Annotated in this window: 15 protein-coding genes and 3 tRNA genes; 11 read left to right on the top strand and 7 right to left on the bottom strand. The window is 64.5% G+C overall.

The genetic code is table 11. The features are described from left to right. The first annotated feature begins 60 nt into the window (after nucleotides 1-60). The gene (locus tag ACFOPH_RS11365) at nucleotides 61-501 is read left to right on the top strand and encodes an FKBP-type peptidyl-prolyl cis-trans isomerase (protein ID WP_312549754.1); all 441 of its coding nucleotides are present in this window, start codon (nucleotides 61-63) and stop codon (nucleotides 499-501) included. Between the two features lie 189 nt (nucleotides 502-690). Next, nucleotides 691-1788: a trypsin-like serine protease gene (locus tag ACFOPH_RS11360; protein WP_312549756.1), complete on the top strand. Its 1098-nt coding sequence runs from the start codon at nucleotides 691-693 to the stop codon at nucleotides 1786-1788. 54 nt (nucleotides 1789-1842) lie between these two features. Here ACFOPH_RS11360 and ACFOPH_RS11355 read toward each other — a convergent pair whose 3' ends face one another. Then, on the bottom strand, nucleotides 1843-3180 hold the full coding sequence (locus ACFOPH_RS11355; RefSeq protein ID WP_379735315.1) for an IS4 family transposase: 1338 nt from the start codon (nucleotides 3178-3180) through the stop codon (nucleotides 1843-1845). Between the two features lie 169 nt (nucleotides 3181-3349). Between ACFOPH_RS11355 and ACFOPH_RS11350 the strand changes: the two genes are divergently transcribed. Next, nucleotides 3350-3811 carry an RES family NAD+ phosphorylase gene (locus ACFOPH_RS11350; RefSeq protein WP_379735313.1) on the top strand — a complete coding sequence of 154 codons (462 nt, stop codon included), beginning with the start codon at nucleotides 3350-3352 and terminating at the stop codon, nucleotides 3809-3811. A 180-nt stretch (nucleotides 3812-3991) separates the two neighbouring features. Here ACFOPH_RS11350 and uvrB read toward each other — a convergent pair whose 3' ends face one another. Next, on the bottom strand, nucleotides 3992-6109 hold the full coding sequence (gene uvrB, locus ACFOPH_RS11345; RefSeq protein WP_379735311.1) for an excinuclease ABC subunit UvrB: 2118 nt from the start codon (nucleotides 6107-6109) through the stop codon (nucleotides 3992-3994). A gap of 115 nt (nucleotides 6110-6224) precedes the next feature. Between uvrB and ACFOPH_RS11340 the strand changes: the two genes are divergently transcribed. The 5 genes from ACFOPH_RS11340 to ACFOPH_RS11320 all read left to right on the top strand — a co-directional run bounded on the left by ACFOPH_RS11340 (nucleotide 6225) and on the right by ACFOPH_RS11320 (nucleotide 9130). Beyond that, on the top strand, nucleotides 6225-7436 hold the full coding sequence (locus tag ACFOPH_RS11340) for an amino acid aminotransferase (protein WP_312549759.1): 1212 nt from the start codon (nucleotides 6225-6227) through the stop codon (nucleotides 7434-7436). 51 nt (nucleotides 7437-7487) lie between these two features. Continuing rightward, nucleotides 7488-7563: transfer RNA gene (locus ACFOPH_RS11335), tRNA-Asn, on the top strand. Nucleotides 7564-7825: 262 nt separating this feature from the next. Next, nucleotides 7826-8110 (top strand): PEP-CTERM sorting domain-containing protein, encoded by a 285-nt coding sequence (locus ACFOPH_RS11330; RefSeq protein WP_379735309.1) that lies wholly within the window; start codon nucleotides 7826-7828, stop codon nucleotides 8108-8110. 123 nt (nucleotides 8111-8233) lie between these two features. After that, a tRNA-Asn gene (locus ACFOPH_RS11325) sits at nucleotides 8234-8309 on the top strand. 260 nt (nucleotides 8310-8569) lie between these two features. Beyond that, nucleotides 8570-9130 (top strand): toll/interleukin-1 receptor domain-containing protein, encoded by a 561-nt coding sequence (locus tag ACFOPH_RS11320; RefSeq protein WP_379735307.1) that lies wholly within the window; start codon nucleotides 8570-8572, stop codon nucleotides 9128-9130. A 749-nt stretch (nucleotides 9131-9879) separates the two neighbouring features. On the opposite strand, the gene purT is transcribed toward ACFOPH_RS11320, so the two are convergent. Beyond that, a complete protein-coding gene (gene purT, locus ACFOPH_RS11315; RefSeq protein WP_379735305.1) occupies nucleotides 9880-11094 on the bottom strand; it encodes a formate-dependent phosphoribosylglycinamide formyltransferase in 1215 nt (404 codons plus the stop codon). A 138-nt stretch (nucleotides 11095-11232) separates the two neighbouring features. On the opposite strand from purT, the gene ACFOPH_RS11310 reads away from it, so the two are divergent. Further along, nucleotides 11233-11308: transfer RNA gene (locus ACFOPH_RS11310), tRNA-Asn, on the top strand. A gap of 146 nt (nucleotides 11309-11454) precedes the next feature. Beyond that, a complete protein-coding gene (locus ACFOPH_RS11305; RefSeq protein WP_312549765.1) occupies nucleotides 11455-12546 on the top strand; it encodes a tartrate dehydrogenase in 1092 nt (363 codons plus the stop codon). 301 nt (nucleotides 12547-12847) lie between these two features. Here the strand turns inward: ACFOPH_RS11305 and ACFOPH_RS11300 are convergent, their stop codons facing one another. Both ACFOPH_RS11300 and ACFOPH_RS11295 read right to left on the bottom strand, forming a co-directional pair. Continuing rightward, a complete protein-coding gene (locus ACFOPH_RS11300; protein ID WP_379735303.1) occupies nucleotides 12848-14386 on the bottom strand; it encodes an amidase in 1539 nt (512 codons plus the stop codon). 80 nt (nucleotides 14387-14466) lie between these two features. Then, a complete protein-coding gene (locus ACFOPH_RS11295) occupies nucleotides 14467-14757 on the bottom strand; it encodes a hypothetical protein (protein ID WP_312551825.1) in 291 nt (96 codons plus the stop codon). Between the two features lie 181 nt (nucleotides 14758-14938). Here ACFOPH_RS11295 and ACFOPH_RS11290 point away from each other — a divergent pair, with 181 nt between their 5' ends. Then, nucleotides 14939-16576, top strand: coding sequence for a response regulator (locus ACFOPH_RS11290; protein WP_312551826.1), 1638 nt, complete (start codon nucleotides 14939-14941; stop codon nucleotides 16574-16576). A gap of 97 nt (nucleotides 16577-16673) precedes the next feature. On the opposite strand, the gene ACFOPH_RS11285 is transcribed toward ACFOPH_RS11290, so the two are convergent. Both ACFOPH_RS11285 and ACFOPH_RS11280 read right to left on the bottom strand, forming a co-directional pair. Further along, a complete protein-coding gene (locus tag ACFOPH_RS11285; RefSeq protein ID WP_312551827.1) occupies nucleotides 16674-17129 on the bottom strand; it encodes a response regulator in 456 nt (151 codons plus the stop codon). A 15-nt stretch (nucleotides 17130-17144) separates the two neighbouring features. Beyond that, the gene (locus tag ACFOPH_RS11280) at nucleotides 17145-19391 is read right to left on the bottom strand and encodes an ATP-binding protein (protein WP_312551828.1); all 2247 of its coding nucleotides are present in this window, start codon (nucleotides 19389-19391) and stop codon (nucleotides 17145-17147) included. Nucleotides 19392-19440 lie beyond the last annotated feature (49 nt).

Genomic DNA, 19440 nt, shown 5'->3' with positions numbered 1-19440 from the left:
CCCACCAATGCCGGCAGGCAAGCGGTGGAGCCGCATAATCACTCCCAACGAAGGTTATACATGAATCGATACGTCTCCACCCTGGGGCTGGCCCTGGTCCTGTCCACCGGCGCCGCCTGGGCCGCCGCGCCCGCCGCCGCTTCGGCAGCCGCACCGGCGAAGCTGCAACTGCAAAAAATCGACAGCGTCGTCGGCAAGGGCAAGCAAGCTGTCGCCGGCAACACCGTCACCGTCAAGTACACCGGCTGGCTGTATTCGCCGCAGGCGCCGCAGGGCCATGGCCCGCAGTTCGACACCTCGGTCGGCGGCGCGCCGTTTACCTTCCCGCTCGGCATGGGCGCGGTCATCAAGGGTTGGGACCAGGGCGTGGTGGGCATGAAGGTGGGCGGCAAGCGCACCCTGATCATTCCCGCGGAGCTGGGTTATGGTTCGCGCGGCGTCGGTCCGATTCCGCCGAATGCCAACCTGATCTTCGACGTCGAGCTGGTCGACGTGAAATAAGGCAAGACCTGTAAACGACACCCAATATTGGGTGTCGGAAATTCTTACAATGAAAGCATGTTTTCCGAGTGTTAAGTAGCTAACATATTGAAATCATGCATTATTTTCCTTCTGGCACGGTTTCTGCTAATCACTATGTACACGGTGTGGGACGTCCGTGAAAGATTAGTCAACTAAAAGGAAAAACAAATGCTGAATCGGAATCTGTCGTTGAAGAAAATTGCAGGTAGTGTTGTCGCCGCTGGCTTTGTGTTCGGCATGGGCTCAGCCCACGCAGGCTCGATCGCCGCGACCCCGGGTTCGATCGTCACCCCGGCCATCACGTCGGGCGCGCTGCCGGATACCCCAGGCGCACACGTCGATCCGAACAGCCCGGCCTCGAAGTTCTCGGGCGTGGTCAGCATCAACATCCGTTACGACGGCCAGTCCTACATCTGCTCGGGCGCCCTGGTGGGCAAGCGCCAGGTGGTCTCGGCCGGCCACTGCGTCGACACCAACGGCAACGGTTCCTATGTCGACCTGAAAAAGCCAGGCAGCGACGTGCGCGTGGTCTTCAACGCCGCCTCCAGCGGCCCGGGCACCGCGGTCATCAACGCCAGCTCGTTCGCCGTGCACAAGGACTACCAGGGCTTTAACAACTGCCCGGACGGCAGCCTCGGTTGCGTGAACGACGACGTCGCCGTCATCACCCTGGCCCAGGACGCACCGGACAGCGCCAAGATCTACAAGGTCGCCGTCAACCCGATCAACGCCGGCACCCACATCACCATGGCCGGCTACGGCACCTCGGGCGACGGCGTCAACGGCTACTACATCAGCCCTGACTTCCGCGTCAAGCGCACCGGCGAAAACTACGTCGACCTGATCGACCTGGACGACGAGCAGGACTTCGAAGGCGGCAACCAGGAAGTCTACTACGCCGACTTCGACGGCGCCGGCCGCGACACCTTCTGCGACTTCTTCGGCGTCTGCACCCCGGTGCTGCCGAATGACCGCGAATCGGGCATCGGCGGCGGTGACTCGGGCGGCCCATCTTTCGTCGAAATGTACGGCGAACTGATGCTGGTTGCTAACAACACCTTCAGCGGCCGCTTCACCTCGCTGGGCTACAAGGAAGGCACCTTCGGTACCTACTTCGGCGGCATGATCATGGGCGGCTACAAGGACTTCCTGTACACCGCAACCGGCGGCAACATCACCCTGGTTCCGGAACCGACCAGCGTTGCCCTGCTGGGCCTGGGCGCCCTGATGCTGGGTGGCGCCGCTCGTCGCCGCAAGCAGAAGTAATCTGCCCGGCTTAGTCGGGATATCAAGCAAAAGCGGCCTGCGGGCTAATGCCAGTCAGTTAAGCTGACTGGCATTTTTCATTGGAAACTTGGATCTGCACTGTTTGACGACTCTGGGATAGGACCGCGTTCGACGTTCTGGCAAGAGATAGGCGCGTGCCTGCTCGCGTAGCAGTGCCAGACGCTTGAGGAAGGTGCCAGGCGTTTGCAGAGGCCAGTGGTACAGGGCCGTGGTAATGGCCAGGGCCAGCCACTGGAAGCTTAGGCGTTGTGGCGGTACGTGTAGTTCATCGGCCATTTGGGCAATTTCATGGCGCAGCAGGTTGTAGGCGATGAGCGTGCCCCATACTTCCTGGCGTACCAGCGCAGGCAACTTGCTGCGCAGTGTCGTCGCATTCTTCTGCATGCCTTGTTTGATTTCCCTGAAACCTAATTCGATCTCCCAGCGCTGCATGTAGTGCGCAACGATCTCACGCGCTGGAAAACGGTGCGCGTCCCACAGAGAGGTAAGGTACTGCCGGCGCTCTCCACCAACCATGCAGGTAATGAGTCGTGCTTGCCAATGCGATGGCAAATCCGGTCGCTGCTTGCGTGCCTGCTGGGATACCTCGAAACTCACCAGGCAGTCGTCAGGGGCAAACTGGCAGACCACTTCATAACGCAATCCGCTTCTAGCCCGCATGAGCCAATGTCTTTGCTCACCTGCCTGCTGCCAGTCCAGAAGAAGGGTTGCCGAGAGATAGGCACGATCGAAGATCGTCAACGATCCATCTGGCACCTTATGCATTAGTGATTTGGCAAAGCTCAGCTCTGAGGTGCCGTAGTCGCCAAACTCGGCAGCGCGGATCAGGTGAGTGTAGGTGTCCATCAAGCAGACTGCGCGCAATTGTGGCCAAGCGCCTTTGCAATGCGCGTTCGAGCCTCGGCCAAACTTTTCACCGTTGGCTGGTGTGTCGGGCAGCGACCACACCACGTCGTCGACGGCGTAACTGCGCAACCCATGAAACAGCCCTTGTTCAGGTATGGCAGTGCTCCCCCAGCAGCTTGCCAAGCGTTCGAACAACCATGCCATCGGTGCCTCACCAAGGCGCTCTCGCCCTGCTACAGCAGCACTGGGCACGGGAGCACTGGGTGTCGGGCCCTCGGCCAAATCGAGCTGCTGGACGATATGCCAGATCGGTTCATTGCGAAACAGAGCCAGGCCGATGACCAGCCAGACCATGCGTTCGGCCGGCAAGCGCCGCCGCCGCAATGACACTGTCCTGGTCTGCTGCAAGGCTTCGTCGATCCAGGCTGGATCGATCAGGCTGGCGAAGCGTTCAAACTCATGCGGTGCCAGCTCAGCCGCATAGTCCAGGTCAAGTTGGAGAGCCATAATAAAAAACGGATTCACGTTGATCGTGAATCCGTTTTAGCTCAAACCGCCGACTGGTCAATGCCTTAAGTGACCGGCATTAGCCTGCGGGCCGCTTTTGTTTTTTAGGGCACTCCTCGAGCCGTGCGCGGCAGCGTCCAGCCCTCGTTGTATGCTGGTCCCATCAATTGATCAAGCGACAGCACTCATGAGAACCTGGAGAATCGCCATCGAAAAAGCCGCCCTCGACCGCAGCTGCGCCGGCGCGCGCGCGAGCGGCGGCCACTGGCACAGCGAGGGGCAGCCAGCCCTGTACGCGGCGATGACGGTGGAACTGGCCGTGCTGGAAAAATTCGTCCACACCGAGGAGGTCGACGAGGAGCCGCTGGTGCTGGTCGCGATCGACCTGCCGGACGATCCCGAACTCGGGCTCGACGTCGCGGCAGAGGATTTGCCCGAGGGCTGGGACTCGCTCGACGACGGCGGCAGCGCCACCGCCTTCGGCACGGCCTTCCTCAAGAAACGCGAACACCTCTACATGCGGGTGCCGTCGGTGATCGTGGGGGAGGGCGCGAATCTCGTGATCAACCCGGCGCACCATGCCTTTGACCAGGTGAAGCTGAGTATTGCGCGGACCTTCAGTTTCGATCCGAGGATGTTCAAGCGGTAGGGGCAGTTACGGGCCGCGTGCCAGCCGGCGATGAGAAGGCGTAGGTTCAAGAACCCACCCTACGAAACCCGATGTTGGCGTAGGGTGGGTTCTTGAACCCACACGGTCTGACACGTTGAAAATCGGCGAAATGGTCAGCACAAAAAAACGGCGCCACCGGCGCCGTTCTGCTTTGCCAATTTACTTCCCCAACATCGACACCACATTGTCCGCCCCCGGCGCCCCAAACGCCTGCTGCTTGAGCACATGCAGCTGGTCGCGCACCTGGGCCGCCTTCTCGAACTCGAGGTTCTTGGCGTGGTCGACCATGAGCTTCTCGAGGCGCTTGATCTCCTTGCTGATCTGCTTCTCGCTCATGCCCTCGACCTTCGCCGCGGCTTCCGCCTCGGCCAGACCGGTAGCGCCCTCGGCCATGGCCTTCTGCGCGGCATTGCTGTAGACGCCGTCGATCATCTCCTTGATCTTCTTCTGCACGCCCTTCGGGACGATGCCGTTGGCTTCGTTGAAGGCGATCTGCTTGGCGCGGCGGCGTTCGGTCTCATCGATCGCGCGGCGCATCGAGTCGGTGATGTGGTCGGCGTACAGGATCGCCACGCCGTTCAGGTTACGCGCGGCGCGGCCGATGGTCTGGATCAGCGAACGCTCGGAACGGAGAAAACCTTCCTTGTCGGCGTCCAGGATCGCCACCAGCGACACTTCCGGCAAGTCCAGGCCTTCGCGCAGCAGGTTAATGCCGATCAGGACGTCGAAGGTGCCCAGGCGCAGGTCGCGCAGGATCTCGACGCGCTCGACGGTCTCGATGTCGCTGTGCAGGTAGCGCACCTTGATGCCGTGGTCGCTCAGGTACTCGGTCAACTGCTCGGCCATGCGCTTGGTCAGCGTGGTCACCAGCACGCGTTCGTCTTTCTTGATGCGGTCGTTGATCTCGCTCATCAGGTCGTCGACCTGCGACAGGGCGGGGCGCACGATGACCTGCGGGTCGACCAGGCCGGTCGGGCGCACCACCTGCTCGACCACGTTGTCGGCGTGCGCATTCTCGTAGTCCGCCGGCGTCGCCGACACAAAAATCGTCTGGCGCATCTTGCCTTCGAATTCCTCGAATTTCAAAGGCCGGTTGTCCAGCGCCGAGGGCAGGCGGAAGCCGTAGTCGACGAGGTTGGTCTTGCGCGAGCGGTCGCCGTTGTACATGGCGGACAGCTGGCCGACCAGCACGTGCGACTCGTCCATGAACATCAGCGCGTCCTTCGGCAGGTAGTCGACCAGGGTCGGCGGCGGTTCGCCCGGCATCGCGCCCGACAGGTGGCGCGAATAGTTCTCGATGCCCTTGGTGAAGCCGATCTCGGCCATCATCTCGAGGTCGAAGCGGGTGCGCTGCTCCAGCCGCTGTTCCTCGATCAGCTTGTTCTCCTTGCGGAAGTAGTCGAGGCGGTCGCGCAGCTCGGCCTTGATCGACTCGATCGCGCGCAGCACGGTCGAGCGCGGGGTCACGTAGTGCGAGCCCGGGTACACCGTGAAGCGCGGGATCTTCTGGCGCACGCGGCCGGTGAGCGGGTCGAACAGCTGCAGCGACTCGATCTCGTCGTCGAACATCTCGACCCGGATCGCCAGTTCGGCGTGCTCGGCCGGGAAGATGTCGATGGTATCGCCGCGCACGCGGAAGGTGCCGCGGCCGAAGTCCATCTCGTTGCGCGAATACTGCATCTGGATCAGGCGCGCGATGATGTCGCGCTGGGCCACCTTGTCCTTGTGGCGCAGCGTCAGGATCATCTTGTGGTATTCGTTCGGATTACCGATACCGTAGATCGCCGACACCGTGGCGACGATGACGACGTCGCGTCGCTCCATCAGCGACTTGGTGCACGACAGGCGCATCTGCTCGATGTGCTCGTTGATCGACGAGTCCTTTTCGATGAACAGGTCGCGCTGCGGCACGTAGGCTTCCGGCTGGTAGTAGTCGTAGTAGGAGACGAAGTACTCGACCGCGTTCTGCGGGAAGAACTCGCGGAACTCCGCATACAGCTGGGCGGCCAGGGTCTTGTTCGGCGCGAACACGATCGCCGGACGGCCGGCCTTGGCGATGACGTTGGCCATCGTATAGGTCTTGCCGGAACCGGTCACCCCGAGCAGGGTCTGGTACATCAGGCCGTCCTCGATGCCCTCGACCAGGCCGTCGATCGCGGTCGGCTGGTCGCCGGCCGGCGGGAAGGGCTGATGCAGCTTGAAGGGTGAGTTCGGGTAAGTGATCACCGTCGGTTCGGGGCCGGTTGCGGGAGCGCTTATGCTGGATACTTCAGCCATGTTTCAAGACCTTTGCTAGAATGGGGATCCGCCTGCGGCACTGCAACATGCTTTTTGTTGCAGAGCCGTTGTCTATACAACAGCTGCGAACCCACCGACAATTCAGTTTATCACGATGACTTCTTCAGCCTCCGCCAGCCTCTTCGGCGCCATCGACATGGCCCCGCGCGACCCTATCCTGGGCATCACCGAAGCATTCAACGCCGACACCAATCCGGCCAAGATCAACCTGGGCGTTGGTGTCTACTATGACGACAATGGCAAGGTGCCGCTGCTGCAGTGCGTGCAGAAGGCGGAAGCGAAGCTGATGGAGCAGCCGGCGCCGCGCACCTACCTGCCGATCGACGGCCTGGCAGCGTACGACAAGGCTGTGCAGGAACTCGTATTTGGGGCCGACAGCGCCGTAATTCAAGAGAAGCGCGCGATCACCGTGCAAGCCCTGGGCGGCACCGGCGCGCTGAAACTCGGCGCCGACTTCCTCAAGCGTTTCTCACCCGAGTCGGAAGTCTTCATCAGCGACCCGAGCTGGGAAAACCACCGCGCCCTGTTCGAGAGCGCCGGTTTCATCGTCAACAACTACACCTATTACGACCCGGCCACCCACGGCGTGAACTTCGAGGGCATGCTGGCCTCGCTGAACAAGATGCCGCGTGGCTCGATCGTGGTGCTGCACGCCTGCTGCCACAACCCGACCGGCGCCGACCTCACGCAGGAGCAGTGGGGCCAGGTGATCGCGGCCGTGCAGCAGAACGGCCTGGTTCCTTTCCTCGACATGGCCTACCAGGGCTTCGGTTCCGGCATTGCGGAAGATGGCGCCGTGGTGCGCCGCTTCGTCGAGGCCGGCGGTCCGCTGTTGGTGTCGAACTCGTTCTCGAAGTCCTTCTCGCTGTACGGCGAGCGCGTCGGCGCGCTGTCGGTGGTGGCCTCAAACGCCGAGGAAGCGGCGCGTCTGCTGTCGCAGCTGAAGCGCGTGGTGCGCACCAACTACTCGAACCCGCCCATCCACGGCGGCAAGGTGGTCGCGACCGTCCTGTCGACGCCGGAACTGCGCCAGATGTGGGAAGACGAGCTGGCCGGCATGCGCGTGCGCATCAAGGAAATGCGCGAGGCACTGGTGCAGAAGCTGGCCGAGAAGGCCCCGGGCCGCGACTTCGCCTTCGTCCGCGAACAGGTCGGCATGTTCTCGTACTCGGGCCTGACCAAGGAGCAGGTCGGCAAGCTGCGCGAGCAGTCGATCTACGCGGTCGACACCGGCCGCATCTGCGTTGCCGCGCTGAATTCGAAAAACATCGATCTCGTCGTTGACGCAATCGCCAAAGTCCTCTAAAATCTTGGCTCTTCGAACTTGAACGCAAGTGCAGAGCGAAGAGCAAGCTAATCCCTGATAGCTCAGTCGGTAGAGCGACGGACTGTTAATCCGCAGGTCCCTGGTTCGAGTCCAGGTCGGGGAGCCAGAATTCAGCAGAAGTAAAAGCTGCAAAACGAAAGCCACATCCAAGGATGTGGCTTTTTGTTTTGCATCGGCGCTTCATGCGTGTTGCATGTCGGCATCTTTTACATCGAGCAACAACAAGGTCAACCAAGGGACTGCCCCGGACATGGGCCGCGAGCGCCGTCGCCGACAAGGCGGGCGACTACCACTTCTTCTGGCAATATTCTGGCGTTCACGGGTACGCTTTGCCCCAGGCCTTCCTCCGCGCCGGCACGGACGAGGGCATGACCTCGCTGCTCAACGCCGGCACCGTCAGCTGCTGCAACATGTATCCCGGTGCCTTCAGCCACATGGGTTCGTACAGCTTCACCAATGTCGGCGCGGGCGAGATCCTGCGTTTCACGTTTGGCGGGCAAAGCGCCGATAGCGAGTCGGTCCTGCGCGGTTCGCTGGGGGTGATCCAGTACACGATCGCGAGCGAGGTCCCCGAGCCGGCCTCGCTGGCCCTGGTGGGCCTGGGCCTGGGCCTGGCCGGTGCCGCCGCCCGCCGCCGCCGCGGCAAGCATTGATCGTCCGAAAGGCGCTGCGCGCGCAGCCCGAAGGCTAAGCGAGGCCGATGGCATGGCGCCGCACGAATTCGCGTACGGCGCTTTGCGTAATGCCGCTGAGCAGTTATAATTCGTTTCATCAATTCCCTGATAGCTCAGTCGGTAGAGCGACGGACTGTTAATCCGCAGGTCCCTGGTTCGAGTCCAGGTCGGGGAGCCAAGAATTTGGAAGTACACGAAAAGGGCCGCATCGCAAGATGCGGCCCTTTTTGTTTTTGGCGTTCTTCAGGGCGCTGCCGTTTACTATCCCGCACAATCCTTGAGCCGGATCAGTTGTCCTCACGAATAGTCGATTTTCTCGCGGAATTTTTCCTCGGACCACTAGCTCTAACATGCAGCCTCATCATTCGGGCAGCCGTTGTCTGGCACGCATCATCCGATGGATGAGCTTTAGACGAGTGAAAGAGAAAGGTGGTTTGTATGAGCAGCAATGCAATTGGCTTCATGAGCTACGTGCGGGCGGATGACGAGCATGACGCGGGTTATCTGACGGATTTCAGGGAGCGCTTGAGCGGCGAGGTGCGTGCACAGACGGGCATGCGCTTCGACATCTTCCAGGACCGGCACGATATCGCCTGGGGACAGAACTGGCGCGAGCGAATCCGCGACTGCATCGAGTCGGTCAACTTCCTCATCTGCATCATCACGCCCAGTTTCTTCCGCAGCGACGCATGTCGGGAGGAGTTCGAGCGCTTCGTCAGGCTGGAGCGGGCGGTCGGCCGCAGCGACCTGATCCTTCCGGTCTACTACATCGACAGTCCGCTGCTGAACGATGAGGCGCAGCGCATGGCGGATGCCGTGGCAAGCCTGGTTGCGATGCGCAATTATGTCGATTGGCGCAACCTGCGTTTCGAGCCCCTCAGTTCGCCCGCAGCGAAGAAGATGCTGGCCAGGCTGGCGTCGGATATTCGCCTGGCGATGGATAGCCGGCCCGTCGAGGGCGATCCCGGGCGCCGACTCGCCTTCGATAGCGTGGCGTGAACCGCGCCCACGGCTTTCCTGGCTGCGCACGAAGCGCCGGCTGGCTGCTGATCGTTGCAACCGCTCCGGTCGCCCAGCCCGGCGCCCTGGCGCTTCCTGGTCATTGCGTTTTCCGCGATAACCAGGACTGCGGCCGGAATCACGAGCAGCAGCCTGAGCATGTTGGCTGGCGCGCCGAACAGTTTCGGCCAGTCGGCCTCGAGCACGGCGTCCAGGGTGCCGATCATGAGCGAGAGCAGCAGCAGGAATCCCGCGGTCATGCCGATGCGCGTCGCGCAGAACATCGACCTTGTGCGCTGGCGGTAGGCATCGATGTCATCCTTCATGATGACGCCGCTCCTGCCGTCGGCGCCGTTGCGGAAGGCGTCGATCAGTTCGCGGTAGCGCGTCTGCGTCGCGGCATGGCGCTGTTCGAGCAACTGCAGCAGCCATGCCGCGAAGACCAATGCCGCCGATGGTCCGACCATCTCCATCACCTTTTTCAACTTGAACGCCACTTTGTCACCTTCGCCCCACGGCTTGCCTGTGCATGAAAATCCGCGGCGTGCGGATACGCTTGCAGTCGTGGCTATTACATCGCAGCCTGGCGCCGTCCGGTATAAGGCTTGCGCCTACAGGCGTGTCGGCCTGCGCCCAAGCATGGGATCGGATTGTGTGACGGGGAGGGGCGGAACTGCCGGGGGGGGAGGATGGCGCGGCGTCGGCAGCCGCGCCTGCGGACCCTGTGTGCGGTCCGCTATTGGCGGGCGTTACTTGTGGCCCGACACCGGCTTGACCTTGCCTGCCGCTTCCAGCGCGCGCTGGCGTGCGCTGTCGATATCGCCGGCGCCGGCCAGCGCCACGCCCATGCGGCGGCGCGCGAACGATTCCGGCTTGCCGAACAGGCGGATATCCGCGCCCGGCACCCGCAGGGCCTCGGCCACGCCCTCGAAGGCGATGCCGGCTTCGTCGAGCTGGCCGTAGATCACGGCGGAGGCGCCCGGCGTGCGCAGCGCGGTGTTCACCGGCAGGCCCAGCACGGCCTTGGCGTGCAGCTCGAATTCGCTCTGCAGTTGCGTGACCATGGTCACCATGCCGGTGTCGTGCGGGCGTGGGCTCACTTCCGAGAACCAGACCATGTCGCCTTTCACGAACAGCTCGACGCCGAACACGCCCAGGCCACCGAGATTGCCCGTCACCTTTTCCGCGATCTCGCGCGAACGCGCGAGGGCCAGTGCGCTCATCGGATGCGGCTGCCAGGATTCGACGTAGTCGCCCTGCACCTGCCTGTGGCCGATCGGATCGCAGAAGGCGGTCTCGACCTCGCCGTTCGCGCCCAGCGAACGCACGGTGAGCAGGGTGATCTCGTAGTCGAAGTCGATGAAGCCTTCCGCGATCACGCGGCCGCTGTCGACGCGGCCGCCGGCGGCGGCGTAATCCCAGGCAGCGCGCACGTCGGCGGCGCCGTCGAGCTTGGACTGGCCCTTGCCGGACGAGGACATGACCGGCTTGACGACGCAGGGGAAGCCCACCGCCGCGCAGGCCTGTTCCAGCTCGGCCAGGTTGCTGGCGAAGCGGTAGGGCGAGGTCGGCAGGCCCAGTTCCTCGGCCGCCAGGCGGCGGATGCCTTCGCGGTTCATGGTCAGCTGGGCCGCGCGCGCGGTCGGGATGCAGGTGATTTTGCCCGCCGCTTCCAGTTCGGCCAGCTTGTCGGTGGCGATCGCTTCGATCTCGGGAATGACGAGGTCGGGCTGTTCCTGCTCGATCAGCGCGGCCAGGGCATCGCCGTCGGTCATGTCGATCACATGGGCGCGGTGCGCGACCTGGTGGCCGGGCGCGTTCGGATAGCGGTCGACCGCCACCACCTCGACGCCGAGGCGCTGCAGCGCGATGATGACCTCCTTGCCGAGTTCGCCGGAGCCGAGCAGCATCACGCGGGTGGCGGAAGCGGAGAGGGGAGTGCCGAGTATGCGGGAAGTAGTCATGGTCGTGATTGAAGTGTGGTGAAGCCGTGCGGCCAGGGTGGCGAGACTATAGCAAAGCGGGGCGCAGCGGGTGCGGGTTGGGATTTTTCGCGAGACACTGGCTAAAACGAAAACGGCCGGCTATAATATTGCCTCAATTCCCTGATAGCTCAGTCGGTAGAGCGACGGACTGTTAATCCGCAGGTCCCTGGTTCGAGTCCAGGTCGGGGAGCCAGAACAAGAGAAGGCCGCATCGCAAGATGCGGCCTTTTTCGTTTGCAGCCGCAATTTGGCCACCGCCTGCCGTCCCGTCTGCGCCCTTGTGGAAAGACTGCTACGATCATCTTTTCTATCGAAGCAAGCCCAGAAGGGAAGTACCACATGACACGCAGTTTCAAGATCGCCGCGATCGCCGGCGACGGTATCGGCAAGGAAGTCCTGCCGGAAGGCCTGAAAGTCCTGGAGGCGGCCGCCCGGCGCTTCGGTCTCGCGCTCGAGTTCACGCAGTTCGAATGGGCCAGCTGCGACTACTACCTGAAGACCGGCGACATGATGCCGCCCGACTGGAAGGAGCAGCTCGCGGGCATGGATGCGATCTATTTCGGCGCGGTCGGTTGGCCGGCTACGGTGCCGGACCACATCTCGCTCTGGGGTTCGCTGCTGAAGTTCCGGCGCGAGTTCGACCAGTACATCAACCTGCGCCCGGTGCGCCTGTTCGAGGGCGTGCCTTGCCCGCTGGCCAACCGCAAGCCGGGCGACATCGATTTCTACGTGGTGCGCGAGAACACCGAGGGCGAATACACGAACCTGGGCGGCATCATGTTCCCCGGGACCGAACGCGAGATCGTGATCCAGGAGTCGGTGTTCAGCCGCCATGGCGCCGACCGCGTGCTCAAGTACGCCTTCGAGCTGGCCCGGTCGCGCGCGCGCAAGCACCTGACGGTGGCGACCAAGTCGAACGGCATCGCGATCAGCATGCCCTGGTGGGACGGCCGTGCCGACGCCGTCGGCGCCGGCTACCCGGAAGTCACGGTCGACAAGCAGCACATCGACATCCTCACGGCCCGCTTCGTGCTGCAGCCGCAGCGCTTCGACGTGGTGGTGGCCTCGAACCTGTTCGGCGACATCCTGTCGGACCTGGGCCCGGCCTGCACCGGCACCATTGGTCTCGCGCCATCGGGCAACCTGAACCCGGAGCGCAGCTTCCCCTCGCTGTTCGAACCGGTGCACGGCTCGGCGCCGGACATCGCGGGCAAGGGCATCGCCAACCCGATCGCAATGATCTGGTCGGGCGCGATGATGCTGGGCTTCCTGGCCGACGCGCCGGATGCGCCCGCGGGGCTGCGCGAGGCGCACGACGCCATCGTCGGCGCGATCGAAGAGGTGCTGCGCACCGGACCGCGGACCGGGGACCTGGGCGGGACGGCGAAGACGGTGGAGGTGGGGGATGCGATTGCGACGTTGGTAAGCTGATTTGGTAGGGTGGGTTCTTGAACCCACGCTGTACGGCGCTCGAAACAAGGAGGCGATGATCTCGCAACAACGCGATGATCATCGGCCTTTTCTGTTGGCAGGTGTTTCGACGTGCACGCGTGGTACGGCGTGGGTTCGAGAACCCACCCTACGAAAACCGGGTGAACGCCGTGGTAGGGTGGGCACCTGTGCCCACGCGGTCTCACCGGTCGAGCATTGCCAGCGCATCCGATAGAGCGCAATTGGAAGAATGCCGCCGTCAAGGGTGGACACGGGTGTCCACCCTACGAAACCCGCATGTTCAAGCATCCACGCTGGCGGGAACCTTCCCGGTCTGCCCCAATCCCTCGCGCGCCAGCGGCGACAACCTGTCGAACCACGGCGCCGCGCCTTCCAGCTGGTGCGCCAGCTGCAGCAGCCTGTCCTCGGCCCCAAAACGTCCGACGAACTGCACGCCCAGCGGCAGGCCGTCCGCTGTCCAGTGCAGCGGCACCGACATTGCCGGGGTGCCGGTCAGGTTGGCCAGCTGGGTGAAGGGTACGAAGCGCAGGCTGTCGCGCGCGATGCGGTTCACCGTGCCTTCCAATAGCCCGAGCCGGGCCAGGATGCCCAGCAGGCCGCTGCGCTGCAGCAGGTCGAGCACGAACTGCTCGGCCGCCGGCGGATCGCCTTCGCCGTGGCGCAGCGGCGGGGCGGCCAGGGTCGGTGTGAGCAGCATGTCGTAGCGCGCGTGGAAGCGCGCGAGATCGCGGCTGAACGTATTCCACTTCGCCAGCTGGGCCGTCAGGCGCGCGCCCGACATGGCGCCGCCCAGCGTCGCCAGCAGGCGGCCCGTCAGCTCGACGTCGCCGGTCCCGGCGCCCAGTGCCCGGCCGCGCGCGACCATGGCCGGCACCTGGCCGAAATAAATGTGCAGGAAGCTTTCGGCCAGCGCCGTGCCGTCGACCCGCGGAGCGGCTTCCTCGACCTCGTGTCCGAGTCCGCGCAGCAGCTTGGCCGTGCGCTGCACCGCGGCCACCGCTTCCGGATGGACCTCGGTGCCGATCGGCGAGGCGGTGGAAAAGCCGATGCGCAGCTTGCCGGGATCGCGCCGCATCAGGTCGGCGTAGGAGCCGGACGGCGGGGCGATGTCGAACGGGTCGCCCGGTTCCGCACCCTGGAGGATGTCGAGCGCCAGCGCCGAATCGCGCACGCTGCGCGAAAGGACGCCTTCGCTGGAGGCGCCGAACCAGACTTCGCCGATCGCCGGGCCCGAGGACACGCGGCCGCGCGATGGACGCAGCCCGAACAGGCCGCAACAGGCAGCCGGGATGCGGATCGAGCCGCCGCCGTCGTTGCCGGCCGCCATGGGAACGATGCCGGCCGCCACCGCCGCCGCCGCGCCGCCGCTGGACCCGCCCGGGGTGCGGCCCAGGTCCCAGGGATTGCTGCTGCGGCCGTACAGCTGCGGATCGGTGACGGCCTTCAGGGCAAACTCGGGCAGGTTGGTCTTGCCGAACACGACCAGGCCGGCATCCAGGTAGCGCCGCACCACGCTCGCGTGTTCGGTCGGTACGTAGCCGAGCATGGAGCGGCTGCCGAAGCTGGTCGGCACGCCGGCGTAGTCCTGCACGCCGTCCTTGATCAGGAAGGGGACGCCTGCCAGCGCGCCACCCATGGCGCGGTCCAGTTGGGCGCGCGCCTGGGGTTCGAGCAGGCGGCAGACAGCGTTGATGCGGCCGTGGACGGCGGCGTTGCGGTCCAGTGCCAGGGCCAGGAGTTCGGATGCGGCCACGTCGCCGCGGGCGACGCGCCGGGCCAGCGCGGTGGCATCGTGTTGCAGGTATTCGGCGTAGTCCATGCGACAATCCTTTATTGTAGGAATGTCCAGCATGAAATAAATTCGTCAAATTTGTCAAGTCGACAACGCGTAAAAACTTTTTACTTGCGTTTCTTCGCGTTCGACGTAAAAGTGCGGGTATAGAACTCAGGCGGCTTTTTCGCCACCCAATCGATGAAGGCGCGGATGTCGTCGTGGCTGCGCAGCGCCTCCCAGGTGTGATACGAACGCAGTAGTTCGCGTTCGGACAAGGCGGAGTGGATCTTGCGATGGCAGATCTTATGAATGGGGAACTGTTCCTTGCCCTTGAAGGTCTTCGGTACGAGGTGGTGACGGTCGATGTTGACCGTGCCGAGCTCGCGTCCGCACAGGGGGCATACCGGGGCACTCATGCATTCCTCGCCGCTCGAAAACATCGTCCTTCCCATATGATGGCGCCGGTGGCGGGCGCAAGTACCGCTCTGCACAATTGTCAAATTTGACGAGCTCGCTGTTGCACATTGGTGTAGAATTAATGCTTCCCAAAAAGCAAATACATGACGGGATTCCTGACAGCAGATAGGGTGTAGGGCAATGATCGAAGACGAAACCAGCCGCTGTTCCATTCTCTTGATCGACGACGAGCCTTTCTCCCAGCAGATCATCGAGCATGGCTTGCGGACTTGCGTGAAGCACGTCCTGCGTTACGAGTCGAACGCCGCGCGCGCAGTCGAGCTGGTGTTGGAAATCGGCGCGACGGTGGTGCTGGTCGACCTGCGCATGCCCGAGCTCGACGGCTTCGAGGTCACGCGCCTGCTGCGCGCCAACCGCGAGACCGAACACATCCCCGTCATCCTGCTGTCCTCCGAAGACGATCCCGAGATCAAGGCGCGCGCCTTTGCCGCCGGCGCCAACGACTACATGGTCAAGTGGCCCGACCCGCGCGAGCTGGTCGCGCGCGTGCAGTACCACAGCGCCGCCTGCATCGCGCGGCGCGAGCGCGACCAGGCCTTCGTCTCGCTGCGCCACAGCCAGGAAGAGCTCGCCGCCAGCCAGTCGGCCCTGCACCAGGCGCAAAAGATGGAGGCGATCGGCCAGCTCACCGGCGGCGTCGCCCACGACTTCAACAACGTCCTTCAGATCATCGGCGGCAACCTGCAGCTGCTCAAGCTGGTGGGTGGATTGAACGACGCCGCCCGTGCCCGCGTCGAGATGGCGCTGGCCGGCGTCGAGCGCGGCGCCAAGCTGTCCTCGCACCTGCTGGCCTTCGCGCGGCGCCAGCCGCTGCAGTCGGTGGTGCTCAATCCCGGCCACCTGCTGCGCGAGATGGACGACATGATGCGCCGCGTGCTCGGCCCCAGTGCGCGTATCGTCACCGACATCGATCCGTCGCTGGGCAGCACCCTGGCCGACCCCAACCAGCTCAACAATGTCCTGCTGAACCTGGCCATCAACGCGCGCGACGCGATGGACGGCAGCGGCACGCTGACCATCCGCGCCGCCAACGTCGACGCCGCCGACGCGCCGCCCGAGGTGCCGGCCGTCGACTACGTGATGATCGAGACCGCCGACACCGGCAAGGGCATGCCGCCCGAAGTGCTGCAGCGCGCCTTCGAGCCCTTCTTCACGACCAAGCCGGTCGGGCAGGGGACCGGGCTCGGCCTGTCGATGGCCTACGGCTTCGTCAAGCAGTCCGGCGGCGAGATCCTGCTGCGCAGCCAGGCCGGCATGGGCACCAGCGTGTGCATCTACCTCCCGCGCAGCGAGGTCGAGGCGGCGGCGCCGGAGCCGACCGTGGACACGCCGCTGTGCGGCGGCCTGGAGACAATCCTGGTGGTGGAGGACGAGGCGGATGTACGCACCTCGACCTGCGCGATCCTGTCGGCGCTCGGCTACGAGGTGCTGGAGGCGCCGGACGCCGCCCGCGCGGTGGAGCTGATCGAGAGCGGACGCCACATCGACCTGGTGTTCACCGACGTGATCATGCCGGGGCCGGTAAGCAGCCTGCAGCTGGGCGAAGTGCTGCGCCGCTGCCTGCCGCAGGCGCAGATTTTGTATACCTCGGGATATGCGGAAGGCGTGCTCGCGCACGAGGGGAAGCTCAGTCCCACGGTGCACCTGCTGCAGAAACCCTATCATCCGGACGCGCTGAGCGCGCGCATCCGTCATCTGCTGCGGCGTAACCGCAAGGCCCCGAAGGCCACCGGCCATTCGCCGGCGCGGGCCTCCTAGAACGCCCGATCAGGCCCCTGATGGCGGCTTGCGTCGCCTGGTTGTTTTTCTCTTGATTCACGAAACGCGGCAGGAGGCTTCCTGCCGCGAGGGCATCCTAGCTCGGCCGCACGTAGCGCTGCGAGCCCGGCGGCGGTTCGTTCAGCACCGCCCAGAAGATCCCGAGATCGGCGATCGCGCGCACGAATTCCTTGAAGTCGACCGGCTTGACCACGTAGGCGTTGACGCCCAGCTCGTAGCTGCGCACCAGGTCCTGCTCTTCCTTCGAGGAGGTCAGCATCACCACCGGCATGCTCTTCAGGTGGGCGGTGCTGCGAATCTTGTCGAGCACCTCCAGGCCGTCGATCTTCGGCAGCTTCAGGTCGAGCAGGGTGACGGCGGGATTGCCTTCGGCGCGCTGGGCGAACTCGCCGCGGCGCAGCAGGTAGTCGAGCGCCTCGGCGCCATCGCGCACCACCACGACCTCGTTGGCGAGCTGGCTCTTCGCCAGCGCCACCAGGGTCAGTTCGAGGTCGTGAGGATTGTCTTCGACCAGCAGGATCGGTTTTAGCATGATGGTGTGTGGCTCTTAAGGTAATGCGAGTTTGCGCGGGATACTGAACGAGAAAGTGGCGCCCTGGCCCTGGGTCGATTCGGCCCAGGCGCGCCCGCCGTGGCGCTCGACGATGCGGCGCACGTTGGCCAGGCCGATGCCGGTGCCCTGGAAGTCTTCCATCCGGTGCAAGCGCTGGAACACGCCGAACAGCTTGTGGACGTAGTCCATGTTGAAGCCGGCGCCGTTGTCGGCGACGTGGAACACGGTGTCGCTTGCATCCTGCTCGGCCCAGACGCGGATCACGGCCGGATCGCGCTGGCCCGTGAACTTGACCGCGTTCGAGAGCAGGTTGGACATCGCCAGGTGCAGGAAGGTCGGGTCGGCCACGACGCGCGGCAGCGGCGCGATGTCCCACTCGATATGACGGCCCTGCAGGTCCATCGCCATCTTGTCGATGCATGAGTCGACCAGGTGCGACATGTCGACCTCGACCGGGCGCAGCGCGGCGCGGCCCATTTGCGAGAAGCTCAGCAGGTCGTCGACCAGCTTGCCCGCCAGGCGCGCCGACTCCTTGATGTTGGTGAGGAAGCGCTGGCGCAGGTTGCCATCCTCGCTGCCGCTCGATTCGAGCAGCAGGTCGGAAAAGCCGACGATGTGGCGCAGCGGCGCGCGCAGGTCGTGCGAGACCGAGTACGAGAAGGCTTCCAGCTCCTTGTTGGCGCGGCCCAGTTCTTCGGCCAGTTCGGCCATCTGCTCGGCGCGCTCGAGGGCGATGCCCAGCAGGGCGCTGCGGAATTCGCCGGTCAGCTCGATCTCGGCGACGTGCCAGGGCAGGCTGATGCCGTGGATTTCCTCGCGCCAGGCGGCGAAGCTGGTGCGCGGCGTGAGTTGCACCATGGTGCCCGGCACTGCTTCCTTCTCATGCGGGTTGCCCGCCCATTCGATGGTGTGCACCAGCTCGGGGCGGAACCACAGCAGGTAGTGCTTGTGCACGCGCGAGATCGGCATCGCCAGCAGGCCGCTGGCATTGCGCGTGAGCCGGGCGGCGGCGCGGAAGTGCAGCGACAGCGCATCGGTGTGGAACACGTCGCCGCCGTGGCCCTGCTGCTCGAGCCAGCCGACGATGTCGTGGATGTCCTCGTCGTCGGGCGTGTCGCCGTAGGTCAGCACGCGCTCGTCGGCGACGATCGCGACCCCGCCGGCGCGCGCGAAGCGCAGTAGCTCGGGAAACACTGTGCGCATGTTGTCGATGATGTCGGCGCCCTTGGTCAGGTTGGCCAGCATCGCCACCATCATGCGCCGCACTTCGAGGCGGAACTGCAGCTCGGCGGCGTCCTCGCGCGACTCGATGCACAGCGCCAGGACCTGGCCCAGCTGCTCGCAGGCGGTGCGCTTCTCGAACTCGAGCGGAGCCGGCCCGGCGTTGTGGCAGGAGATCAGGCCCCACAGCTGGCCCTTGACCACCAGCGACACCGACATCGATGCCAGCGTGCCCATGTTGCGCATGTATTGCAGGTGCACCGGCGAGACGCTGCGCAGGGCGGCGAACGACAGGTCGTTCGGCGCGCCCGTGACCGGATTGAGCGCGGGCAGCAGCGGGGCCGGGGTGTAGTCGGCGTTGTGGATCAGGCGGATCGGCGACAGCGTGTACAGCTCGCGCGCCTGGGTCGGGATGTCCGTGGCCGGGAAGCGCTGGCCCATGTAGGAGTGGTAGCTGTCTTCCTTCGACTCGGCCATCACGTGGCCGTGGCCGTCGCGGTCGAACTGGTAGACCATCACGCGCCCGTAGCCGGTGACCATGCGCACGTGATACGCCGCCAGCGCGGCCAGCGACTCGACCGACTCGCTTTCGTTGACCTTCAGGAGGAATTCGCCGAGCAGCGGATAGAGCTCGCGAAAGCCCGCCGGCGCGTCGCGCTCGACGGCTTCGAACTCGGCGATCACCAGGCCATCCCAGGCATGGGCCAGGACATCGAAATGCTGGCCGTTGCCGGCCGTGACCGTGCCGAGGTAGAACGGACGGTTGCCCAGCTTGCCGCCATCGAGCCCGGGCGCCAGGCGCGTGGCGGCCGCCTCGCCGATGACCTCGGCCAGCGGACGCCCGCCGGCGGCGGCGGCGTCGACGCCGAGCCAGCGCGACAGGTTGGCACTGGCCTGCAGCACCTGCAGCGCGGGCGAGAGGGTGAGCATGAACCCGTGCGGCTGGATGCTGCCGGGGGTGCGGATCGGTTCCTTGTCGCAGCTGGACAGGTCGAGCGGTACGGATGGGCCTGTTTTCATGATGCGCGAGCTCGGCACGGCTGGGTTACGAAACCGCTATTCTAGCGTG

Origin of the sequence: Massilia haematophila, assembly GCF_042647645.1 — a bacterium.
GTDB lineage: Bacteria > Pseudomonadota > Gammaproteobacteria > Burkholderiales > Burkholderiaceae_D > Telluria > Telluria haematophila.
Note: the sequence above shows the minus strand (reverse complement) of the source record. Positions and strands in the feature narration are given on the sequence as shown.